The sequence below is a fragment of the Bradyrhizobium sp. genome, assembly GCF_030697065.1.
Classification (GTDB): Bacteria; Pseudomonadota; Alphaproteobacteria; order Rhizobiales; family Xanthobacteraceae; genus Bradyrhizobium.
Map to the genome: position 1 here is coordinate 18,761 of NZ_JAUYQU010000279.1, position 18,044 is coordinate 36,804.

The following is an 18,044-nucleotide window of genomic DNA, read 5'->3' on the forward strand; positions in this document are numbered from 1 at the left end:
TACAGATAACATTACCTTGGCCTGATCTAGGATTGGAAAACGTGCAACTCGCGTGGCAGCACGATTTTGAATGTTGTGCCCCTGTCGAGGTCCGATGTCATGCTGATTTCGCCACCGAGGTTGCGGATTACGGTCAGCACATAGGCGAGACCGATGCCTTCCCCGGGCTGGTCCTGATCGCCAGAACGTTTGAAAAGCTCGAATACGCGTTCCCGGTCGCGCTCGGCGATGCCGCGGCCGTTGTCGGACACCTCCACGCAGATGCGGTCACCTTCGATGGCTTGGGCCCGCACATCGATGCGAAGAGGCCGCTGTTTCGCGCGGTATTTGACCGCGTTGTCCAGCAGATTGCCGAAGATCTGCTCCAGCGACAGCCTGTCATGGTGGAGCGGCGGAACATCGAAATGGAAATTGGTCTTTCCGCCCGCCTCTGAAAGCTGGTGCTGAATTGCAGCCGCACTCTTTGTGATGACGTCCGCGAGCTCGACGCGCTCGGGCCGAAGCTGGCGCCGCCCCTCCCGCGACAGCTTCAGTATCGCGTTGATCAGGCTGTCCATCTTGTTGGCCGAGGAACGGATGAAGTGGATCGCTTCCGGCATGTGGTCGGTGGCCGCCATACGCGCCTCGCGCATGACCGGATCGGCGGCATCGCCCACCGCCCCCGATCGGTCGACGAGAGCCTTCAAGGGTTTAAGATTGTCCTCGAACTCACGGGTGAAGCCGATGATACTCACCAGCGGCGCGCGCAGATCATGGCTGACGATGTGCACGAAACGCTGGATTTCCTCGTTGGCCTTCGCGAGATCCACGGTGCGAGCCTGTACCCGTTCCTCAAGGCCGGCGTTGAGCAGGCCCACCTCGTCGCGCGCCGCGGCAAGTTCACGCGTATAGCGCAACACGGTGCTGGCTGCGCCGCCGACCACCACGATGATGACGACGCCGCCGATGATGGAGAACCAGCGCAGCAGCGCCGCATTCTTTTGCTGTTCGCCAACGCCGGTGGTCAGACGGTCGTCCGCGGCGCGCACGAGCCCGGAAAAGAAGATATTGGCCTCGTCCATCAGGTTCTTGCCCCGGTTGGTCCGGAACAGCGCGAGGGCCTCCGCATCGCGGCGGTCGCGCTTCAGGGCGATGGTCCGGTCCATCTCGGCGAGCTTCTCGTTAATCAGAGCAGTAAGCCGCTGAATCGAAACATCGGCTCCCTTGTAGGAAGCCAGCAGCCTGTTTACCGTTTCCAGCTGCCGCCGCGCCATCGTTGTGGCGGTGTCGTAGGGGGCCAGGTAGATTTCGTTGCCGCTGAACAGAAACCCGCGTTGACTTGATTCGGCGCTTTGCACCGCGGTGCGCAAGTCGACCGCCGCTCCCCGCGCGTCGCGAGCCTCGATCACTTCGTTGAAATAGACCTGAGCACGCTCGCCCAGCCAGAACGTCATTCCGACGATACCGAGCAAGGCAAGAAATCCGACGAGCAAAAGCGCCGTGGTTGACTGGACAAAGGCTCGGCTGGTGATCGTCATCGCTTAGTGCCGCCGCCAGGTCGGGCAACCATTTTGGACCTTCAGCTTCTGAGAAGAGCAGGAAAGGCACGATGAAAAGCGCAGTGCAAGACAATGCAGAGGCCGCACCGCGCCATCCACTTAATCGTTCAAAGTCCTAAAAGTTCCCGATTCTGCTGCGGGATTCGCATCCCCGTCGCTCAGTTCGCCGGCGCGGCCGGCACCTTGATCTCGGTCGGCAGGATGATCGCGGCGACGATGACGAACAGACACAGCCCCGCGAAGGCATGCAGCATGGTGACGAAACCGCCCTGCTCGTACAGCCAGGCCACCAGCCCGACCGACGCGCCCGCCGCGGTGAAGCCGATGAAATAGCGCACCGAATAGGCGCGTGACCGCCATTCCTCGCTGGTGTACTTGCCGACCATGGCGTCGTTGACCGTGACCTGGCCGAACGCGCCCATCACGATGCCGATCGCGGCCAGAATCAGCGGCAGGTTGGACAGCGTCGCCGCCAGATACAGAAACGGCGCCAGCAGCAACGACAGCGGCAGCGAGATCGCCTTCAGCGAATAGCGGTCGATCAGCTTGCCGATGGTGTATTGCGTCATGGCCCCGAACACGTAGACGCAGGCCGCGATCACCCCAAGCAGCGCCGGGCTTGCGGTCATGTCGGCGAGGCGCTCGGCGAACAGCTTGGGCAGCGCCACCGTCACCGCGTTGAAGGTGGTGGAGATCGCGATCACCACGATGAACAGCGCCAGGATCACCCGCCACATGTCGGCTTTCGCCACCCGCGCCTGCGCCGCCGCCTGCTTGAAGCCGGAACGATCTTCATGCACCACGGCGCGCGCGAACGCGATGCCGATCCCGATGGTGACGATGCCGGGAATGATAAAGGCCCAGCGCCAGCCGAGATACTGGCCGATCACTCCGGTGACCAGCGCCGACGACGCCACGCCGAGATTGCCCCAGACGCCGTTGATGCCCATCTCGCGGCCGAGCTTGTCGGCATAGGACACGATCATCGCGGTGCCGACGGGATGATAGATCGAGGCGAACAGGCCGATCGCGAGCAGCGCAGCGCCGAGCTGCAGCGGCGTCTGCACGAAGCCGACCGCGATCATCGAGGCGCCGATGCCGGCAAAGAAGATCACCATCATGTGGCGGCGGCTCCAGCGGTCGCCGAGCCAGCCGGTCAGCAGCGAGCCCGCGCCGAAGGCCACGAAACCCGGGGTCGCATAGGGCAGCAGATCGGAATAGGCCATGCCGAGCGCCGGCCCCATCACGATGATGGCGGCAGCGAAGATCAGCATCGAATAATGGTCGATGAAATGGCCGGCATTGACGTAGCCGATCACCCGGGCGGGGCTGTTCATTGGCGAATCCCTGACTTTTTCCTGCAATAGGTTATAGGGTGTTGCGCTGACGGGATGTGGCCAATGAATATCGCCGAAAAGCCAATTATTGGGATCAAGGGACGCCGCATCTCGACCGGCGACGGCCTGCATCTGATCGCCAACCACTACCGCAGGGGCACCCGGCTCGACACCCACATGCACCGCGAGGCGCAACTGGTGTACGCCGCCCGCGGCACCATGCAAGTCACGACACCGAAGGGGCGCTGGCTGGTGCCGCCGGACCGCGCGGTGTGGGTTCCGGCGCGATTGGAGCATGCCATCGACGTGCTCGCCGACATCGAGATGCGCACGCTGTATTTCGACCTCGCCTGGCTCGGGCGGGAAGCCCGCAGCGCCAGCCTCGATGCCGAATTCGTGGTGCGGGTGTCGCCGCTGCTGCACCAGGCCATCCTCGCGCTGTTCGACGGCCGTAACGACCCCGACCGCACCGCGCTGCTGATAAAGCTGGTGATGCTGGAACTGCACCAGGCCGAGGACTCCGCGACCTTCATTCCGCTGCCGCATGAGCCGCGCTGCCGCCGCGCCGCCGACATCGTGCTCGGCGATCCCACAGGGAGCCACGAGATCGAGACGCTGGCGCGCGAGGTCGGCACCTCGGCGCGAACCCTGTCGCGGCTGTTCGCTTCGGAAACCCAGCTTAGCTTCAAGAGCTGGTGCCAGCGCGCCCGCATCGCGGCGGCGATCGAACGGCTGTCGGTCGACGCCGGCATCTCGGTCAAGCAACTCGCCGCCGACCTCGGCTACGCCAGCGTGCCGGCCTTTTCGCACGCGTTCCGGCAGGTGACGGGGAAGACCCCGACGGAGTTTGCGGAGAAGGAGTGAGGGGGATATGGCGAATAAACTCGTTGAACGGTTAGAATAGTCGTTGCTAAGCTAGATCATCCAATGTCGGCGATGTCACCTTGCAGGACCAGTAACCGCGACCATGCCACGCAAAGAAATCATCCCGCCCATTGTGTTGAGGACGACCGATGCAGTGGGCTTGCAGCGTCTGCCTCACCTCAGCTTCCCAGTTCGGCGGCAGTGTCCTTCCATGTTTCTTACAAACAATCCTCACCTGTCGGTAGATTTCTTGGTTCGACATTTTGCCGCGGCCTTCCATGGCCCAGATCAAGTATTGCGACATTAGAGCAAGATCGGTCATACGCATCTCCTAGAGCGCTTTGCCCTCCTCGCAACTACCAGGTAGACCATCGCATGCCGCTTTGCTGCATTTCGCTTCCACCTTCGCCCGATCGAACTTAGGTGGTCCGGTCGCTCACCCCACCTACGGGCGACAAGTTCTTGCCCGCATAGTGCGGCGCAGGCGATCATTCGGCTGTGGCGGGGCGTCGAGCCGCTTTAGAAACTCTGCGTAAGCTTTGGGAGTTACGATGAACATCGTTCGATCCAGCAGGGCATCCTCCGCGGCACGAAGCGCGGCCTCCAAAATGAAGTCGTTGCGATTCTTGCCGGCTAACTCGGCGGCGCGGTCGATCAATCCGCGCAATTCCGGCGTGATGCGCAGTTTGAGCGTGTCGCGTGTGATCGCTCGGCTCGGTGCGGTGGCCATACGTCGATATACCACGGCCTAAGGACCTTGTCACAAAATCGGGCCCTTGCCTTAGTCAGGATAAAGCTGCGGGGGTCAGCGCGCACGGCCGATTTGCGAAGTGTATTCCGCCGTCATTGCGAGCCAACGGGTCGCCCGAATGCGCGCCTGATGACAGGCTCCGCGAAGCAATCCAGTTTTCGTGGGCAACAGGAAAGATGGATTGCTTCGTCGCTCCGCTCCTCGCAATGACAGCACCAATAGAGCACGCTACGCGATCGCCATGATCTCCAGTTCCTGCCCCGACACGCCGACGACATCCCCGACGGCCTTGCCCATTAGCGACCTCGCCACCGGGGACACGAACGATATCGAGCCCGCCTTCGGGTCCGCCTCGTCCTCTCCGACGATGCGATAGGTCTGGATGCGGCCGTCGTCCCGGCTGAACGTCACCTTGCTGCCGAAGGCGACGATGTCGGATGACGCGGGGTCGGCGACTACCTGCGCGGTCCGCACCCGCGCCGCAAGATAGCGCGCATCGCGCAAGGGCGTCGCGGCCTGCCGCCGCCGTTCGTTGACGTCCTCGATTTTCTGCGCTGCCTCATAGGCCTCGCGTGCCTGCAGCAGCTGGGACTCCAGCGCCCTTAATCCGGCTGCCGTAACGAGGTTCGGATGCGGCGAAATCGGACGATCCGGCAGCAGCGTTTCCGATGCCGTTTCGGCACTGTCTTCCTTGGTGAAGGCGACACTCAAGATCGAAATCCTCTGATCGGCAGGTGGGAACCGGGGCCGACGATATCACGTTTAACCCCAGCGGTGGTGTTGGTTCGACCCCGCACTCACTACTGATACTGTGCATGGGGTTGTTTTCGATATTTTGGTTTGGGACGCCCCCTTCGGAAGCCCGCGACAAATCAACCCGACGGGCAAAGTTTCGCTTAACCTGCCGGGCAAATCACCTTTAGAGATTCGTCCCGTCTCATCCAAACCTCCGGTGAATCGTGTCGCGGGAATCAAAGGGCAAGTCCAGCGGCCGTCATTGCGAGCCAACGGGTCGCGCGAATGACAGGCTCCGGCGGGCGATCCAGTATCGCAGAGACGGCAGTGATGGAATCGATAGGCCACGGCGTACTGGATCCCCGCCTGCGCGGGGATGACAACCGTGAGTGGAGCCGCAGCGCACATCACGACGGCGCTGGCGGCGGACCATGACGACTTATTGCTCATTCCCGAGCATTGATTGTGATCCGTTCCGCCATAATTCTCGTGTAGCCTTCCCGTCCAGTCAGGATTCGAACCGCCCGCCATGAGCAGCAATGCCTTCTTCTCCGATCTCCTCGCCTCGATTTCCGAGCGCGGCCGCACCCTGCTTCGCGGCGGCGGGCCGCCGGATACCAAACAGGATGCCTCCGAACTGATCGGACTGTGCGAGGCGCTGCTGTCGGGGCGCGGCGAGGCTTCGGGCGTCGCGATCGCGCGCGAGGTGCTGGACCGCTATCGTCAACTCGACGACGCCGGCCGGCTGGCGTTCTTCGAGGCGCTGGCGCGTGAGTACGGCCCGGACCGCGAACGGCTGTCGCAGGCAATCGAGGCCTGGCGCGCGCAGCCGTCCGACGAGGATGCCAGCGACCTGCATTTTGCCTCCGAACCGCGGCGGCAGGAACTGATCCGGCGGCTGAACCGTGCGCCCGGCGGCACCAGCGAACTGGTGGCGCTGCGCGCCGATCTGCTCGGCCTCATGAACGGGCACCGGGATCTCGCCGCGCTCGACCGCGACGTCGTGCATCTTTTGTCTTCATGGTTCAACAGGGGATTTCTCGTGCTGCGCAGGATCGATTGGCAGACGCCAGCGAACATTCTGGAACAGATCATCCGCTACGAGGCGGTGCACGAGATCCGCGACTGGGACGATCTGCGCCGCCGCATCGATCCGATCGACCGGCGCTGCTACGCGTTCTTTCATCCGGCGCTGGTCGACGAACCCCTGATCTTCGTCGAGGTGGCATTGACCGAGACGATCCCCGGCGCGATCGCGCCGCTGCTGGCCGAAGACCGGGCACTGGTGCCGACCGAACGCGCCCGCACCGCGGTGTTCTATTCGATTTCCAACACACAGAAAGGCCTCGGCGGCATTTCATTCGGCAGTTTCCTGATCAAGCAGGTGGTCGAGGAGTTGCGCCGCGAACTGCCGAAGCTGGAAAATTTCGTAACGCTGTCGCCGGTGCCCGGTTTTGCCGCCTGGCTGAAACAGGCGAGCGACGTTCCGGTGTCCGACGAGGAGCGGGCACTGCTCGAAAACCTGGAAAATCCTGCCTGGTTCGAGGATGCCGAACTCGCGTCCAAACTGCGCGCGGTGCTGGAGCCGCTGGCGGCGCATTATTTCCTCAAGGCGCGCACCTCGAAAGGCCGGCTGATCGATTCGGTGGCGAGATTCCATCTCGGCAACGGCGCGCGGCTGGAGCGGATCGACTGGCTCGGCGATCTCTCGCCGAAGGGCCTGCGCGAATCCGCGGGCATCATGGTCAATTATCTCTACCGGCTCGAGGACATCGAGAAGAACCACGAAGCCTACGCCAACGACGGCGCGGTCGTCGCCTCCGGCGCGGTGAAGAAACTGCTGAAGGGTGAGGGCCGGCGGCTCTTGGACATGCGGCTGTCGTAGCTGCGTCTCTCTCAACGTCATTCCGGGGTGGTCCGAAGGACCAGACCCGAAATCTCGAGATTCCGGGTTCGCATCTTCGATGCGCGCCGGAATGACTGAGAGAATTCACTACCCCGCCAGTGCCTTCATCTCCTTGTAGAGATCGCTGTTCCCCCGTGTATCCAGGCTTAAATCTTGTACTCGTAGAGCAGCCGGGCGCGAATGTTGCCTTCCAGCGCGCGGATATCCGCCAGCACGCGCTGGCCATCCGCGGTGGAGGCGTCGGCGTCGAGGACCACATAGCCGACGTCGTGATCGGTCTCGTAATACTGCGCGGCAATGTTGACGGCGTGACGCGCCAGCACTTCATTCAAGCGCCCGAGCATGCCCGGCAAGTTGCGCTGCACCTGAATGAACCGCGTGCCCGATGGCCGCGGCGGCAACTGGACCTGGGGGAAATTGACCGCGCCCATGGTCGAGCCGGAATCGCTGTAGTCGACGAGCTTGCGCGCCACCTCGGCGCCGATGCGTTCCTGCGCCTCTTCGGTCGAACCGCCGATGTGCGGCGTCAGAATGACGTTTTTCAGCCCCTGCAGCGGCGATACGAAGCGATCCGCATTCGAGCGTGGTTCGACCGGAAAGACGTCGACCGCAGCACCGCGAAGCCTGCCGTCGCGCAGCGCTTCGGCGAGCGCATCGAGGTCAACGACCGTGCCGCGACTGTTATTGATGAAGTATGCGCCGGGCTTGATCGCCGCAATCTCCTCGCGCCCGATCATCCCATGCGTGGCGGATGTCTCCGGCACATGCAACGACACGACGTCGCTTTGAGCCAATAGCTCATGCAGGCTCGCGACCGGCTCGGTGTTGCCGTGGCGAAGCTTGTCGGTGTGATCGTAGAAGATCACCCGCATGCCCATCGCTTCGGCGAGATTGGAGAGCTGCGAGCCGATATTTCCGTAGCCGATGATGCCGAGCGTCTTGCCCCGCACCTCATAGCTGTCGTCCGCAGACTTGTCCCATCGCCCCTGATGGGCGGCGTTGGAGCGCGCAACGATCCTGCGCAGCAGGAAGACGATCTCGCCAATCACCAGCTCCGCCACGCTGCGGGTGTTGGAAAACGGGGCGTTGAATACCGGAATCCCGCTGCGGCGGGCGGCGTCGATATCGACCTGGTTGGTGCCGACGCTGAAGCATCCGATCGCGATGAGCCGGTCCGCAGCCTCGAGAACATCCGTTGTGATCTGCGTCCGTGACCGGATACCAAGCAGATGCACGCCCTTGATCGCCTCCTTGAGCGCTTCGCCCTCAAGCGCCCTGGAAAGGCGCGTCATGTTGGAATAGCCCGCAGTCTCGATCAGCTGCACGGCGCTGTCGTTGACGCCTTCGAGGAGCAAGACCCGGATCTTGTCCTTCGAGAGCGAGAATTGAGGAAGGGAACGTTTGCTGGTCAATATCTCGGCATCCTTCGGCGATCGATGACAGGCAAACTGACGGCCTGAAGATCCAATACGATCACGCCGCCGGCGCCTTCATCCCGGACCGCCACGCCTTACGACTCCGTCTTGTCGCGAAAATACGGTTCGACCGGACCGTGCACCTTGATGGTCAGCGGATTGCCGTAGCGGTCCTTGGCGTTGCCGGCGGTGACGCGGACCCAGCCTTCGCTGATGCAGTATTCCTCGACATTGGTCTTCTCGACGCCCTTGAAGCGGATACCGACGTCGCGCGACAGCAGCGCTTCATTGTAATAGGGGCTCTTCGGATCGCTGGACAGCCGGTCCGGAAACGCCTCGCCCATGGTCTCGTTCTTTTCGTTCATAGCAGTGCCTCGATTTCTCTGGTCAGACCTTCCGGCTTCGCCGTCGGCGCATGCCGCGCCATCACCTTGCCGGAACGGTCGACCAGGAATTTGGTGAAATTCCATTTGATCGACGGGCCGAGCAGGCCGGATTTCGCATTCTTCAGATACGCAAACAACGGGTGCGCGTTGCTGCCATTGACATCGACCTTGGCGAACAGCGGAAAGGTGACGGCATACTGGCTCGAACAGAACTGCCCGATCTGCTGCGCGTCGCCCGGTTCCTGGCCGCCGAACTGGTTGCACGGAAATCCGAGCACCGAAAAGCCGCGCGGGCTGAGGCTCTGATGCAGCGTCTCGAGGCCCTTGTATTGCGGCGTGAACCCGCATTTGCTCGCGGTGTTGACGATCAGCAGCACCTGGCCCTCGAACCGCTTCAGCGGAACATCCTCGCCCGCCAGCGACTTCGCCGTGAAATCATGAACGCCAGCCATCGATGTTCTTTCTTCAACCGGCAGGATCGATCGCCGCCGACGGGGTGCCGCCGGCCTCGATCGCCTCGCCCGCGGCGAGGCAGAGATCCTCGCGGTAGCGGCCGGAGACCACCTGCACGCCGACGGGCACCCGGCCCACCAGCCCGGTGGATACGGTCAGCCCCGGCAGCCCCATGAAGGGAATCGCGATCTGGGTCAATTGCGCGTGCCAGACCCGGGCAAACGAAGCATCGTCCTGCATGTCGAGCTGGTCGGGGAACGGCAACTCGCCGGATACCGGCATCACCAGCACGGCATATTTTTCCAGGAACTGCAGCCATTGGCGGGTCAGGGTCGCGCGCCGCGTCAGGACTTTCGAAAGCGTATCGACATCAAACGGAAATACCTTGGAGCGGTTGCCGCGCAGGCACGCCAGCGCGCCCGGATCGCCCTCGCGCTCGGCGGTGGCGAGCTGCGCCTCGTAGCCGTCTCCGAGCCACAGCTTGGTCTGCAACTCGGCAGCCTCGCGCAGCGGCGGGGTCTCGACCTCTTCGACCACCCATCCCGCGCGCTCCAGCCGCTTGCCGGCATCGGCGACGGCGGCCCTCACTTCGGCGACCGGATCGAGTCCGTCGGGATTGACGCACAGCGCGGCGCGCTTCGGCATCGCCGGCCCCTGCAGCGGCGCCGGCACCCACCAGGGGTCCCGCGAATCGTAGCCCGACATCGCCGCCAGCGCGATCCTGAGGTCGCCGATGGTGCGCGCCAGCGGACCCGATACCGCCGTGATCTGCGGCCCGATCGGGCGCTCCGGCAGCGCCGCATTGAAGGCGGCGATGCGCCCGATGGTCGGCCGCAGGCCATGCACGCCGCAGGCATAGGCGGGATAGCGGATCGATCCCGCGATATCGGTGCCGTGGGCGATGTGGCCGATGCCCGCCGCCACCGCCGCCCCGGCCCCACCCGACGAGCCGCCCGGCGTGATGCCGGGGTCGCGCGGATTTTTGGTGTCGCCATGAATGAGGTTGGTGGTGAACCAGCGATAGGAGAATGCCGGGCAGTTGGTGCGCCCGAGGATCACGGCGCCGGCCTTGCGCAGATTGTCGATCACCGGGTTGTTGGCCTTCGCGACGAGTTCACGCTGCAGCTTGAGGCCGTTGGTGGTGGCAAAGCCTTCCTGGTCGATATTGACCTTGACGGTGACCGGCACGCCCGCCAGCGGGCCCGGATCTTCACCCCGCGCGATCGCCGCATCGATGGCGGCGGCCTGCGCCAGCACCTCCGCCGGCCGATGCTCGACCACCGCGTTGATTTTGGGATTGACCGCGGCGAGCCGCGTCAGCGCTGCCGAAGCCGCCTCCTGCGCCGAGATTTTCTTCGACCGCACCAGGGCAGCGATATCGTTAGCCGGCAGACGCCAGAGATCCTGCATGAACCACTCCGTTTGATCGACGCTTGTAGCGCCGCGCGGAGGGCAAGACCACCGGGAAAACCGCCTGTCAGCGTCAGTGCCGGGTGGCGGCTTCGCCGGTCATGTCAAGGATCGCCTCGGTGAACGGAAACTCCAGCACGATCTCGCCCGCGTCATCCGTCACCTCGAGGGTGGCATTCAACAGGCCGCCCTCGGCGCCCTCCAGCTTGAGCAACTCCCGGATCATGGCGCGCGCAATTTCCCATACCTCGTCGGGATCCCGCAGCTGTTCGCCCTCGGGATCGGAAATCAGCTCCTCGCCGATCCGCGTATTGAAATAATATCGGGGCATTGCACCAAACCACTTTCTCTTGGGCTTCTCTGGGCTCCAGCCAGCCCATGACATTCCGCGAGAGATCCTATCAAGCCCGCCCGCCAATTCGGCGTGAGGACGGCATTTAGGGTGTCGCGCCCGACTTTGAACCCGTTGATCCCACGTTGTTTTGACGTGTACTCGCACAAAAAGTTGATACTTGTGCGCCGCAGCAGAAACCGGCAACTCCGCGACCAAAATATTTTACTGGCGAACTTTTCGTTCCGCAGTAGTTTATATACCCGTGGGCGAAAGTCGTCCGGTCCCAAAAGGAGTGCCAAATGGCCTGGAAAACCCCGAAGATCGTCGAATTGCCGGTCGGCATGGAAATCAACATGTACGCGTGCGCTGCCCGCAAGTAAGGCTGCCACACCCTCGCATGAGTTGAGGTGGACTCCGGACGGACACGATCCTGATCGCGGGACCGTGTTTGGTTGGTGTCCACCTTCGATGCTTTTGACGTCCGATGCTTTTCACGTCCGATGCTTTGGAATCTCCAGGAGACGGGTCATGCTTCGCGTCGTCGTCCTGGGCGCCGCGGCAGGGGGTGGCGTTCCGCAGTGGAATTGCGGATGCCCGGTTTGCCGGGCAGCGAGAAGCGAGCATCCCGAACTCCGGAGCACCCAGGCCTCGATCGCAATCAGCGCCGACGGTGAGCACTGGTTCCTGGTCAACGCCTCCCCCGATCTGCGCCAGCAATTGATCGCGACACCGCAGCTTCACCCCAAGGCCGGAAGGCTACGCCACAGTCCGATATCGGGCGTGATCCTGACCAATGGCGAAATCGATGCCGTGGCAGGTCTCTTGTCGATGCGCGAAGGATCGCCGTTCACGATCTACGCGCACGGCAAGGTGCTGGCGATCCTGGGCGATAACAGCATTTTCAACGTATTGAGCGCGAAGAATGTGAGGCGCCAGCCGATCGAAGTGGACACTTCGTTCGAGCCGACACTGCCCGACGGCGCGCCCTCCGGGATCGAAATCCTGCCGTTTGCCGCTCCCGGCAAGAGCGCCTGGTATCTGGAGGGGCAAGCCCACCCCGCGGGCGATACCGGCGCGGGCGACACGCTTGGACTGCGAATCGCCGACAAGGCCACGGGAAAATTCTTCCATTTCCTCGCCGCCTGCGCCGATGTGACCGACGATCTCAAATCCAGGCTGACCGGCGCCCCCTTGGTTTTCTTCGATGGCACAGTGTGGCGCGACGACGAGTTGATCGTGGCCGGTCTCGGTACCAAGACCGGGCAAGGCATGGGGCATATTGCGATGTCGGGCGATCGCGGCGCGATCGAAGCCCTGTCGGGCCTCGGCATCGGCCGGAAAGTGTTTTTGCATATCAACAATTCCAACCCGGCGCTGCTGCAGGATTCCGCCGAACGCCAGCACGCCGAGCGCGCGGGCTGGCAAATCCCCGCCGATGGCACGGAGATCACGCTGTGAACGCGATAGCCCCGACCGGGATGACAGCCTTCTCGCTCGCCGGCAGCGCGCCGCTCAACAGTGCCGACGAACTGGAAGCAGTGCTTCGCCACATCGGCGCAACCCGCTATCACAATCTGCATCCGTTTCACCGGCTGCTGCACGGCGGCGAACTGAACAAGGGCCAGGTGCAGGCCTGGGCGCTGAACCGCTATTTCTACCAGAGCACCATTCCGATCAAGGACGCGGTGGTGATCTCGCGCTTCCGCGACCGCGGCATCCGCATGGAGTGGCGGCACCGGATCGAGGACCATGACGGCGACGTCGGCGCCGAGGGCGGGATCGAGCGCTGGCTGAAGCTGACCGAGGGGCTCGGGCTCGACAGCGCCTATGTGGAATCCACCGAGGGCATCCTGCCGGCGACGCGTTTTGCGGTGGAAGCCTATGTGCACTTCGTTCGCGACAAGACCCCGCTCGAGGCCATCGCCTCGTCGCTGACCGAACTGTTCGCGCCGAACCTGCACGAAGAACGCATTTCGGGCATGCTGGCGCATTACGATTTCGTCAACCCCGACATCATGAGCTATTTCAGCCGGCGCCTGACGCAGGCGCCGCGGGACGCCGGCTTTGCACTTCAATATGTGAGGGAACACGCGAAGTCGCCGGCGGAACGCGAGGCGGTGTGCAATGCGCTGATCTTCAAGACCAATGTGCTATGGGTTCAGCTCGATGCGCTGTATCATGCCTATGTCGATGGCCACATACCGCCGGGGGCATTTGTTCCCCAACCCGGTTAGAAACGAGACATGGCAACCCCGCGTAACCGCAACCTCAGCGTCAGCGAAACCAGCAGGCCAGTGCTGCCGCGGCATGCCAGGCTGAAGTTCGATGAAACGCGGCAGGTCTGGGTCATTCTGGCGCCGGAGCGCGTTCTCGCGCCGGACGAGATCGCGGTGGAAGTGCTGCACCTATGCGATGGCGTTCGCAGCGTCGCCGACATGGTCGACCAGCTCGCGGCGAAATACACCGCCGAACGCGATGCGATCGCAATCGACGTCATCGCCATGCTGCAGGACCTGGCCGACAAGGGCTTCTTGACGGAAGCACGCGAGAAGACATCATGAGTCCCACGCCGTCAGATGCCGGCGTCGCGGCCGGCGATCCCCATGACGGGCTCGCGGTGCTGGAGGGGCGCGGCTCGACGGCGCAGGCTTTTGGCATTCCGCTCGCGGTGCTCGCCGAACTGACCCACCGCTGTCCGCTGCAGTGCCCCTATTGCTCCAATCCGGTCGAACTCGACCGCGGCGGCAGCGAGCTCAGCACGGAGGAATGGAAGAAGGTTCTCACCGAACTCGCGCAGATCGGCGTGCTGCAGATTCATTTCTCCGGCGGCGAACCCACCGCGCGCAAGGACCTGGTCGAACTGGTGCAGCACGCCAGCGATGTCGGGCTCTACTCCAATCTCATCCCGTGAGCGGTGCTGCTCACCCGCGAACGCCTCGCCGCGCTGGCCGATGCCGGGCTGTGCCATGTGCAGATCAGCTTCCAGGGCAACGAGCCTGCCGTGGCCGATCGGGTGGCCGGGCTTAAGAATGCGCACGAGAAGAAAATCGAAGTGGCGCGGTGGACCCGTGAACTGGAGCTGCCGCTGACGGTCAACGCGGTGATGCACCGGCAAAACCTGCATCAGCTCGCCGACATTGTCCAGATGGCGGTCGATCTCGACGCCGACCGGCTCGAGGTCGCCAATGTGCAGTATTACGGCTGGGCGCTGAAAAACCGCGCGGCGCTGATGCCGACGCTGGAACAGATCGAGGAGACCAGCCGCATCGTCGAGGAAGCCGCAGTGAGGCTGAAAGGCATCCTTGCCATCGACTATGTGGTGCCGGATTATTACGCGTTGCGGCCGAAGAAATGCATGGGCGGCTGGGGCCGGCAGTTCTTCAACATTTCGCCGGCGGGCAAAGTCCTCCCCTGCCACGCGGCTGAATCCATCACCGGGCTGGAATTCGAAAGCGTGCGGTCCAATCATTCGATCGCCTGGATCTGGCAGAATTCCGAGGCCTTCAACCGCTATCGCGGCACCGGCTGGATGAAGGAGCCGTGCCGGAGCTGCGAATTCAGGGAAATCGACTTTGGCGGCTGCCGCTGCCAGGCTTTTGCGCTGACCGGCGATGCCGGCAATACCGATCCGGCCTGCACGCTGTCGCCGATGCACGAGCAGCTGTTCAAGCAGGCCGAGCTCGAGGCTGCTTCCGAAAACACCCGTTTTGTCTATCGCAATTTCGCCGGTGGTACGCTGGAGACGGGCGACAATCATGGCGCCTGATGCCGATGCTGGGAAAGCCGGCGGGAACCGCTCGGATCCGTTCGCACCGCTGACGTCGGAGCTGATGCCGGTCGGCGATGGCCACCAAATCCATGTCGAAACCGTCGGCCGCGCCGACGGCATTCCGGCGGTCTACCTGCACGGCGGCCCCGGCAGCGGCTGCCAGCCCGACCACCGGCGGCTGTTCGATCCCGAGCGCTTCCACGCGGTGCTGTTCGATCAGCGCGGAGCCGGACGAAGCCGTCCCAAGGGCCGGCGCGACGACAACACGCTGCCGCATCTGATCGCCGACATGGAGCTGATCCGCGAGAAATTCGGGTTTCAGCGCTGGATGATCGTGGGCGGGTCCTGGGGCGCGACGCTGGCGCTGGCCTATGCGCAGATGCATCCCCAGCGGGTCACCGGCATCGCGCTGCGCGCGACCTTTCTCGGCACCCGGCAGGAACTGGACCACGCCTTCCGCGATGCGCTGCCGCGCTGGTATCCCGCTCTCAACGAGGACTTTCTCGGCGTGCTGCCGGGAGAAGAACGCGAAAGGCCGCTGGACGCCTACTTCCGCCGTATCCTCGATGTCGATCCGGCGGTGTACGGCCCAGCCGCCCGCGCCTGGGGCGATACCGAACGCATACTTTCGGAACACGCTTCGTCGCGGGTCCGGCTCGATCTGGCTTCACTGGCCTCGACCCGAGCACTGCCTTCGACGCCGTTCATGGAGGCGCATTATTTTCGGAACGACTGCTTCATGAAGCCCGATCAACTCCTCAACCATGCCGGCCGGCTCGCGGGTATCCCCGGCATCATCGTGCAGGGCCGCTATGATCTGCTGTGTCCACCGGCGACGTCGCATGCGCTGGCTGCGGCGTGGCGCGGGTCCGAAATCCGCATCGTCGAAGGCGCCGGCCACTCGCTGTACGATCCCGGCGTACGGGACGCCGTGATGAAGGCGATCGCGGATCTGGCTTCCATCATCAAACGATAGGACGATTGAAAATGCCGCTCGCCGGAACGGGAATGCTGCTGACCTCGATGGACATCGAGCCATCCGACGAGGCCGAATTCAACCGCTGGTACGACCGCGAGCATCTCGAGGAGCGCGTCGCGATTCCCGGCTTCCTGGAGGCCAGGCGCTACGTCGCCCATGACGGCAAGCCGAAATATCTCAGCCTCTATTCCACCGAAACCTTCGAGGTGCTCGACAGCCCGGCCTATCGCACGGCGCTCGCCAACCAGACCGCCTGGTCGAAGGCGAACATCGCGCGCTTCAGGAACATGATCCGCGCGGTTGCGCGCATCACGATCAGCTGCGGCCAGGGCCGGGGCGCCGCACTCGGCATCGTCCGCCTGCGTCCCTCGGACAAGGATAGGTTGCGCACTGCACTGCGGAATCAACTCGAACCCGGGAAGCTGGACGGAATCGTCTCGATGCACCTGCTCGAGAGCGATCCTTCATTGTCCAGGCCAATCACCGACGATCCCTCCGGCCCCAATCCCGGCGCCGGCGACTGGTTCGTACTGATCGACGGGACGGATGTTGAGGCGGTGTCCGCCGCCATTACCAATCGGCTGGCGGATGCCGCGATCAAGTCGCAGGTCATATCGAGCGGCGTCTACCGTCTGATGTGGGACCTGGCGAAGAGCGACCTCCCGAGGATTTGAACCCGGCATGAACGCCCTGCACATGCTGCACTGCCGCAATGACATTAACGTTATGGCCTTCGACCAATGAAGCCGGTGATGAGACAAATTTGCCTTTGTACACGCTCTGGAATGCCTCTAATAAGGTAAGCCCATGATCCAATTCAAAAACCACAAGAACGCCGTCTGAGCGTTCGCAGGCAAAGATAAGGCCGCGCATACTTGAAACGGCGCGGACAAGGTAGGAATGAAACCGACTGATATTTCGGCACCGGACTACTTCCATAAAGTGGTCGATTGCCAATGGGCCTGTCCCGCGCATACGCCCGTTCCGGAATACATCCGTTTGATCGCCGAAGGCCGCTACAGCGATGCCTACATGATCAATTGGCGATCGAACGTGTTTCCGGGAATTCTCGGACGTACCTGCGATCGCCCGTGCGAGCCGGCCTGCCGCCGCGGCCGCGTCGAGGATACGCCGGTCGCGATCTGCCGCTTGAAGCGCGTCGCCGCCGATTTCAAGGACGACGTCAAGCACCGCATGCCGAAGCCGATGCCGAAGAACGGCAAGCGCATCGCGATCGTCGGCGGCGGCCCGGCCTCGCTGACGGTGGCCCGCGACCTCGCCCCGCTCGGTTACCACTGCACCGTGTTCGATTCCGACCCCAAGGCCGGCGGCATGATGCGGACGCAGATTCCGAAATTCCGGCTGCCGGATTCGGTGATCGACGAGGAAACCGACTACATCCTCAATCTCGGCATCGAATTCAAGGGCGGTCACCGCATCGACAGCCTGAAGCAGTTGCTGACCGAGAACTTCGACGCGGTATTTGTCGGCACCGGGGCGCCGCGCGGCCGCGAGCTCGAAATTCCCGGCCGCAGGGAAGCCGCCGCCAATATTCACGTCGGCATCGAATGGCTTGCGTCGGTCTCGTTCGAGCATATCAGCAAGATCGGCAAGCGCGTCATCGTGCTCGGCGGCGGCAATACCGCGATGGATTGCTGTCGCACCGCGCGCCGGCTCGGTGGCGAAGACGTCAAGGTGATCGTGCGTTCCGGCTTCGAGGAGATGAAGGCCAGCCCCTGGGAGAAGGAAGATGCGCTCCATGAGGACATTCCGATCCTCAATTTCATGGTGCCGGTCGCCTTCGTTCATGACAACGGCAAGCTCACCGGCGTCACCTTCCAGAAGGTGAAGGCGGAATACGACGCCAAGGGCCGCCGCAACCTGGTGCCGTCGGGCGAAGCCGACGAAACCATCAACTGCGACGACGTATTGGTGGCGGTCGGCCAGGAGAATTCCTTTCCCTGGATCGAACGCGACTGCGGCGTCGAATTCGACAAGTGGAACATGCCCAAGGTCGATGCCAAAACCTTTGTTTCGACCAATCCGAAGGTGTTCTTCGGCGGCGATGCCGCCTTCGGGCCGAAAAACATCATCTGGGCGGTCGCACACGGCCACGACGCCGCTTTGTCGATCCACCGGATGCTGTCAGGCGAGGACATCACCGAGC

The 18,044-nt window shown here is 63.2% G+C and carries 19 protein-coding genes and 1 pseudogene; 10 read left to right on the forward strand and 10 right to left on the reverse strand.

Translation table 11 applies throughout. The features are described 5' to 3' along the window. Positions 1 to 26: 26 nt before the first annotated feature. Both Q8R73_RS21950 and Q8R73_RS21955 read right to left on the reverse strand, forming a co-directional pair. On the reverse strand, positions 27 to 1,517 hold the full coding sequence (locus Q8R73_RS21950) for an ATP-binding protein (RefSeq protein WP_305721647.1): 1,491 nt from the start codon (positions 1,515 to 1,517) through the stop codon (positions 27 to 29). A 179-nt stretch (positions 1,518 to 1,696) separates the two neighbouring features. Continuing rightward, positions 1,697 to 2,875 (reverse strand): MFS transporter, encoded by a 1,179-nt coding sequence (locus Q8R73_RS21955; protein WP_305721648.1) that lies wholly within the window; start codon positions 2,873 to 2,875, stop codon positions 1,697 to 1,699. Positions 2,876 to 2,938: 63 nt separating this feature from the next. On the opposite strand from Q8R73_RS21955, the gene Q8R73_RS21960 reads away from it, so the two are divergent. Further along, a complete protein-coding gene (locus tag Q8R73_RS21960) occupies positions 2,939 to 3,739 on the forward strand; it encodes a helix-turn-helix transcriptional regulator (RefSeq protein ID WP_305721649.1) in 801 nt (266 codons plus the stop codon). 46 nt (positions 3,740 to 3,785) lie between these two features. Here Q8R73_RS21960 and Q8R73_RS21965 read toward each other — a convergent pair whose 3' ends face one another. From Q8R73_RS21965 to greA, 3 genes are all read right to left on the reverse strand, one after another. Next, positions 3,786 to 4,061 carry a hypothetical protein gene (locus Q8R73_RS21965; RefSeq protein ID WP_305721650.1) on the reverse strand — a complete coding sequence of 92 codons (276 nt, stop codon included), beginning with the start codon at positions 4,059 to 4,061 and terminating at the stop codon, positions 3,786 to 3,788. A 123-nt stretch (positions 4,062 to 4,184) separates the two neighbouring features. Further along, positions 4,185 to 4,469, reverse strand: coding sequence for a DUF1778 domain-containing protein (locus Q8R73_RS21970; RefSeq protein ID WP_305721651.1), 285 nt, complete (start codon positions 4,467 to 4,469; stop codon positions 4,185 to 4,187). Positions 4,470 to 4,718: 249 nt separating this feature from the next. Next, the gene (gene greA, locus Q8R73_RS21975; RefSeq protein ID WP_305721652.1) at positions 4,719 to 5,201 is read right to left on the reverse strand and encodes a transcription elongation factor GreA; all 483 of its coding nucleotides are present in this window, start codon (positions 5,199 to 5,201) and stop codon (positions 4,719 to 4,721) included. A 553-nt stretch (positions 5,202 to 5,754) separates the two neighbouring features. Between greA and Q8R73_RS21980 the strand changes: the two genes are divergently transcribed. Then, a complete protein-coding gene (locus tag Q8R73_RS21980) occupies positions 5,755 to 7,110 on the forward strand; it encodes a malonyl-CoA decarboxylase (protein ID WP_305721653.1) in 1,356 nt (451 codons plus the stop codon). A gap of 167 nt (positions 7,111 to 7,277) precedes the next feature. Here Q8R73_RS21980 and serA read toward each other — a convergent pair whose 3' ends face one another. The 5 genes from serA to Q8R73_RS22005 form a co-directional block, all read right to left on the reverse strand. Next, the gene (gene serA / locus Q8R73_RS21985; protein ID WP_305721654.1) at positions 7,278 to 8,543 is read right to left on the reverse strand and encodes a phosphoglycerate dehydrogenase; all 1,266 of its coding nucleotides are present in this window, start codon (positions 8,541 to 8,543) and stop codon (positions 7,278 to 7,280) included. A gap of 98 nt (positions 8,544 to 8,641) precedes the next feature. Further along, the gene (locus Q8R73_RS21990; RefSeq protein WP_305721655.1) at positions 8,642 to 8,911 is read right to left on the reverse strand and encodes a DUF3297 family protein; all 270 of its coding nucleotides are present in this window, start codon (positions 8,909 to 8,911) and stop codon (positions 8,642 to 8,644) included. After that, complete coding sequence (locus Q8R73_RS21995; protein WP_305721656.1) at positions 8,908 to 9,384, reverse strand: glutathione peroxidase; 477 nt, start codon at positions 9,382 to 9,384, stop codon at positions 8,908 to 8,910. The genes Q8R73_RS21990 and Q8R73_RS21995 overlap by 4 nt, the downstream gene beginning before the upstream one ends. 13 nt (positions 9,385 to 9,397) lie before the next feature. After that, positions 9,398 to 10,795 (reverse strand): amidase family protein, encoded by a 1,398-nt coding sequence (locus tag Q8R73_RS22000; protein WP_305721657.1) that lies wholly within the window; start codon positions 10,793 to 10,795, stop codon positions 9,398 to 9,400. 73 nt (positions 10,796 to 10,868) lie between these two features. Continuing rightward, on the reverse strand, positions 10,869 to 11,126 hold the full coding sequence (locus tag Q8R73_RS22005) for a hypothetical protein (protein ID WP_305721658.1): 258 nt from the start codon (positions 11,124 to 11,126) through the stop codon (positions 10,869 to 10,871). Positions 11,127 to 11,428: 302 nt separating this feature from the next. Between Q8R73_RS22005 and pqqA the strand changes: the two genes are divergently transcribed. The 8 genes and pseudogenes from pqqA to Q8R73_RS22045 form a co-directional block, all read left to right on the forward strand. Then, positions 11,429 to 11,509, forward strand: coding sequence for a pyrroloquinoline quinone precursor peptide PqqA (gene pqqA, locus Q8R73_RS22010; protein WP_305721664.1), 81 nt, complete (start codon positions 11,429 to 11,431; stop codon positions 11,507 to 11,509). Positions 11,510 to 11,657: 148 nt separating this feature from the next. Beyond that, a complete protein-coding gene (gene pqqB, locus Q8R73_RS22015; RefSeq protein ID WP_305721659.1) occupies positions 11,658 to 12,587 on the forward strand; it encodes a pyrroloquinoline quinone biosynthesis protein PqqB in 930 nt (309 codons plus the stop codon). 20 nt (positions 12,588 to 12,607) lie between these two features. After that, positions 12,608 to 13,363, forward strand: coding sequence for a pyrroloquinoline-quinone synthase PqqC (gene pqqC, locus Q8R73_RS22020; RefSeq protein ID WP_305721665.1), 756 nt, complete (start codon positions 12,608 to 12,610; stop codon positions 13,361 to 13,363). A 9-nt stretch (positions 13,364 to 13,372) separates the two neighbouring features. Continuing rightward, positions 13,373 to 13,690 carry a pyrroloquinoline quinone biosynthesis peptide chaperone PqqD gene (gene pqqD / locus Q8R73_RS22025; RefSeq protein ID WP_305721660.1) on the forward strand — a complete coding sequence of 106 codons (318 nt, stop codon included), beginning with the start codon at positions 13,373 to 13,375 and terminating at the stop codon, positions 13,688 to 13,690. Then, positions 13,687 to 14,895: pseudogene (gene pqqE, locus Q8R73_RS22030) on the forward strand (pyrroloquinoline quinone biosynthesis protein PqqE). Before pqqD ends, pqqE begins: the two are co-directional and overlap by 4 nt. Then, positions 14,885 to 15,874, forward strand: a complete 990-nt coding sequence (pip, locus tag Q8R73_RS22035) for a prolyl aminopeptidase (RefSeq protein WP_305721661.1) — start codon at positions 14,885 to 14,887, stop codon at positions 15,872 to 15,874. Before pqqE ends, pip begins: the two are co-directional and overlap by 11 nt. Before the next feature lie 11 nt (positions 15,875 to 15,885). Next, positions 15,886 to 16,551: a DUF4286 family protein gene (locus tag Q8R73_RS22040; RefSeq protein WP_305721662.1), complete on the forward strand. Its 666-nt coding sequence runs from the start codon at positions 15,886 to 15,888 to the stop codon at positions 16,549 to 16,551. 226 nt (positions 16,552 to 16,777) lie between these two features. Then, positions 16,778 to 18,044, forward strand: a 1,267-nt coding sequence (locus Q8R73_RS22045) for an FAD-dependent oxidoreductase (protein WP_305721663.1), incomplete at its 3' end; no start/stop codon positions are given.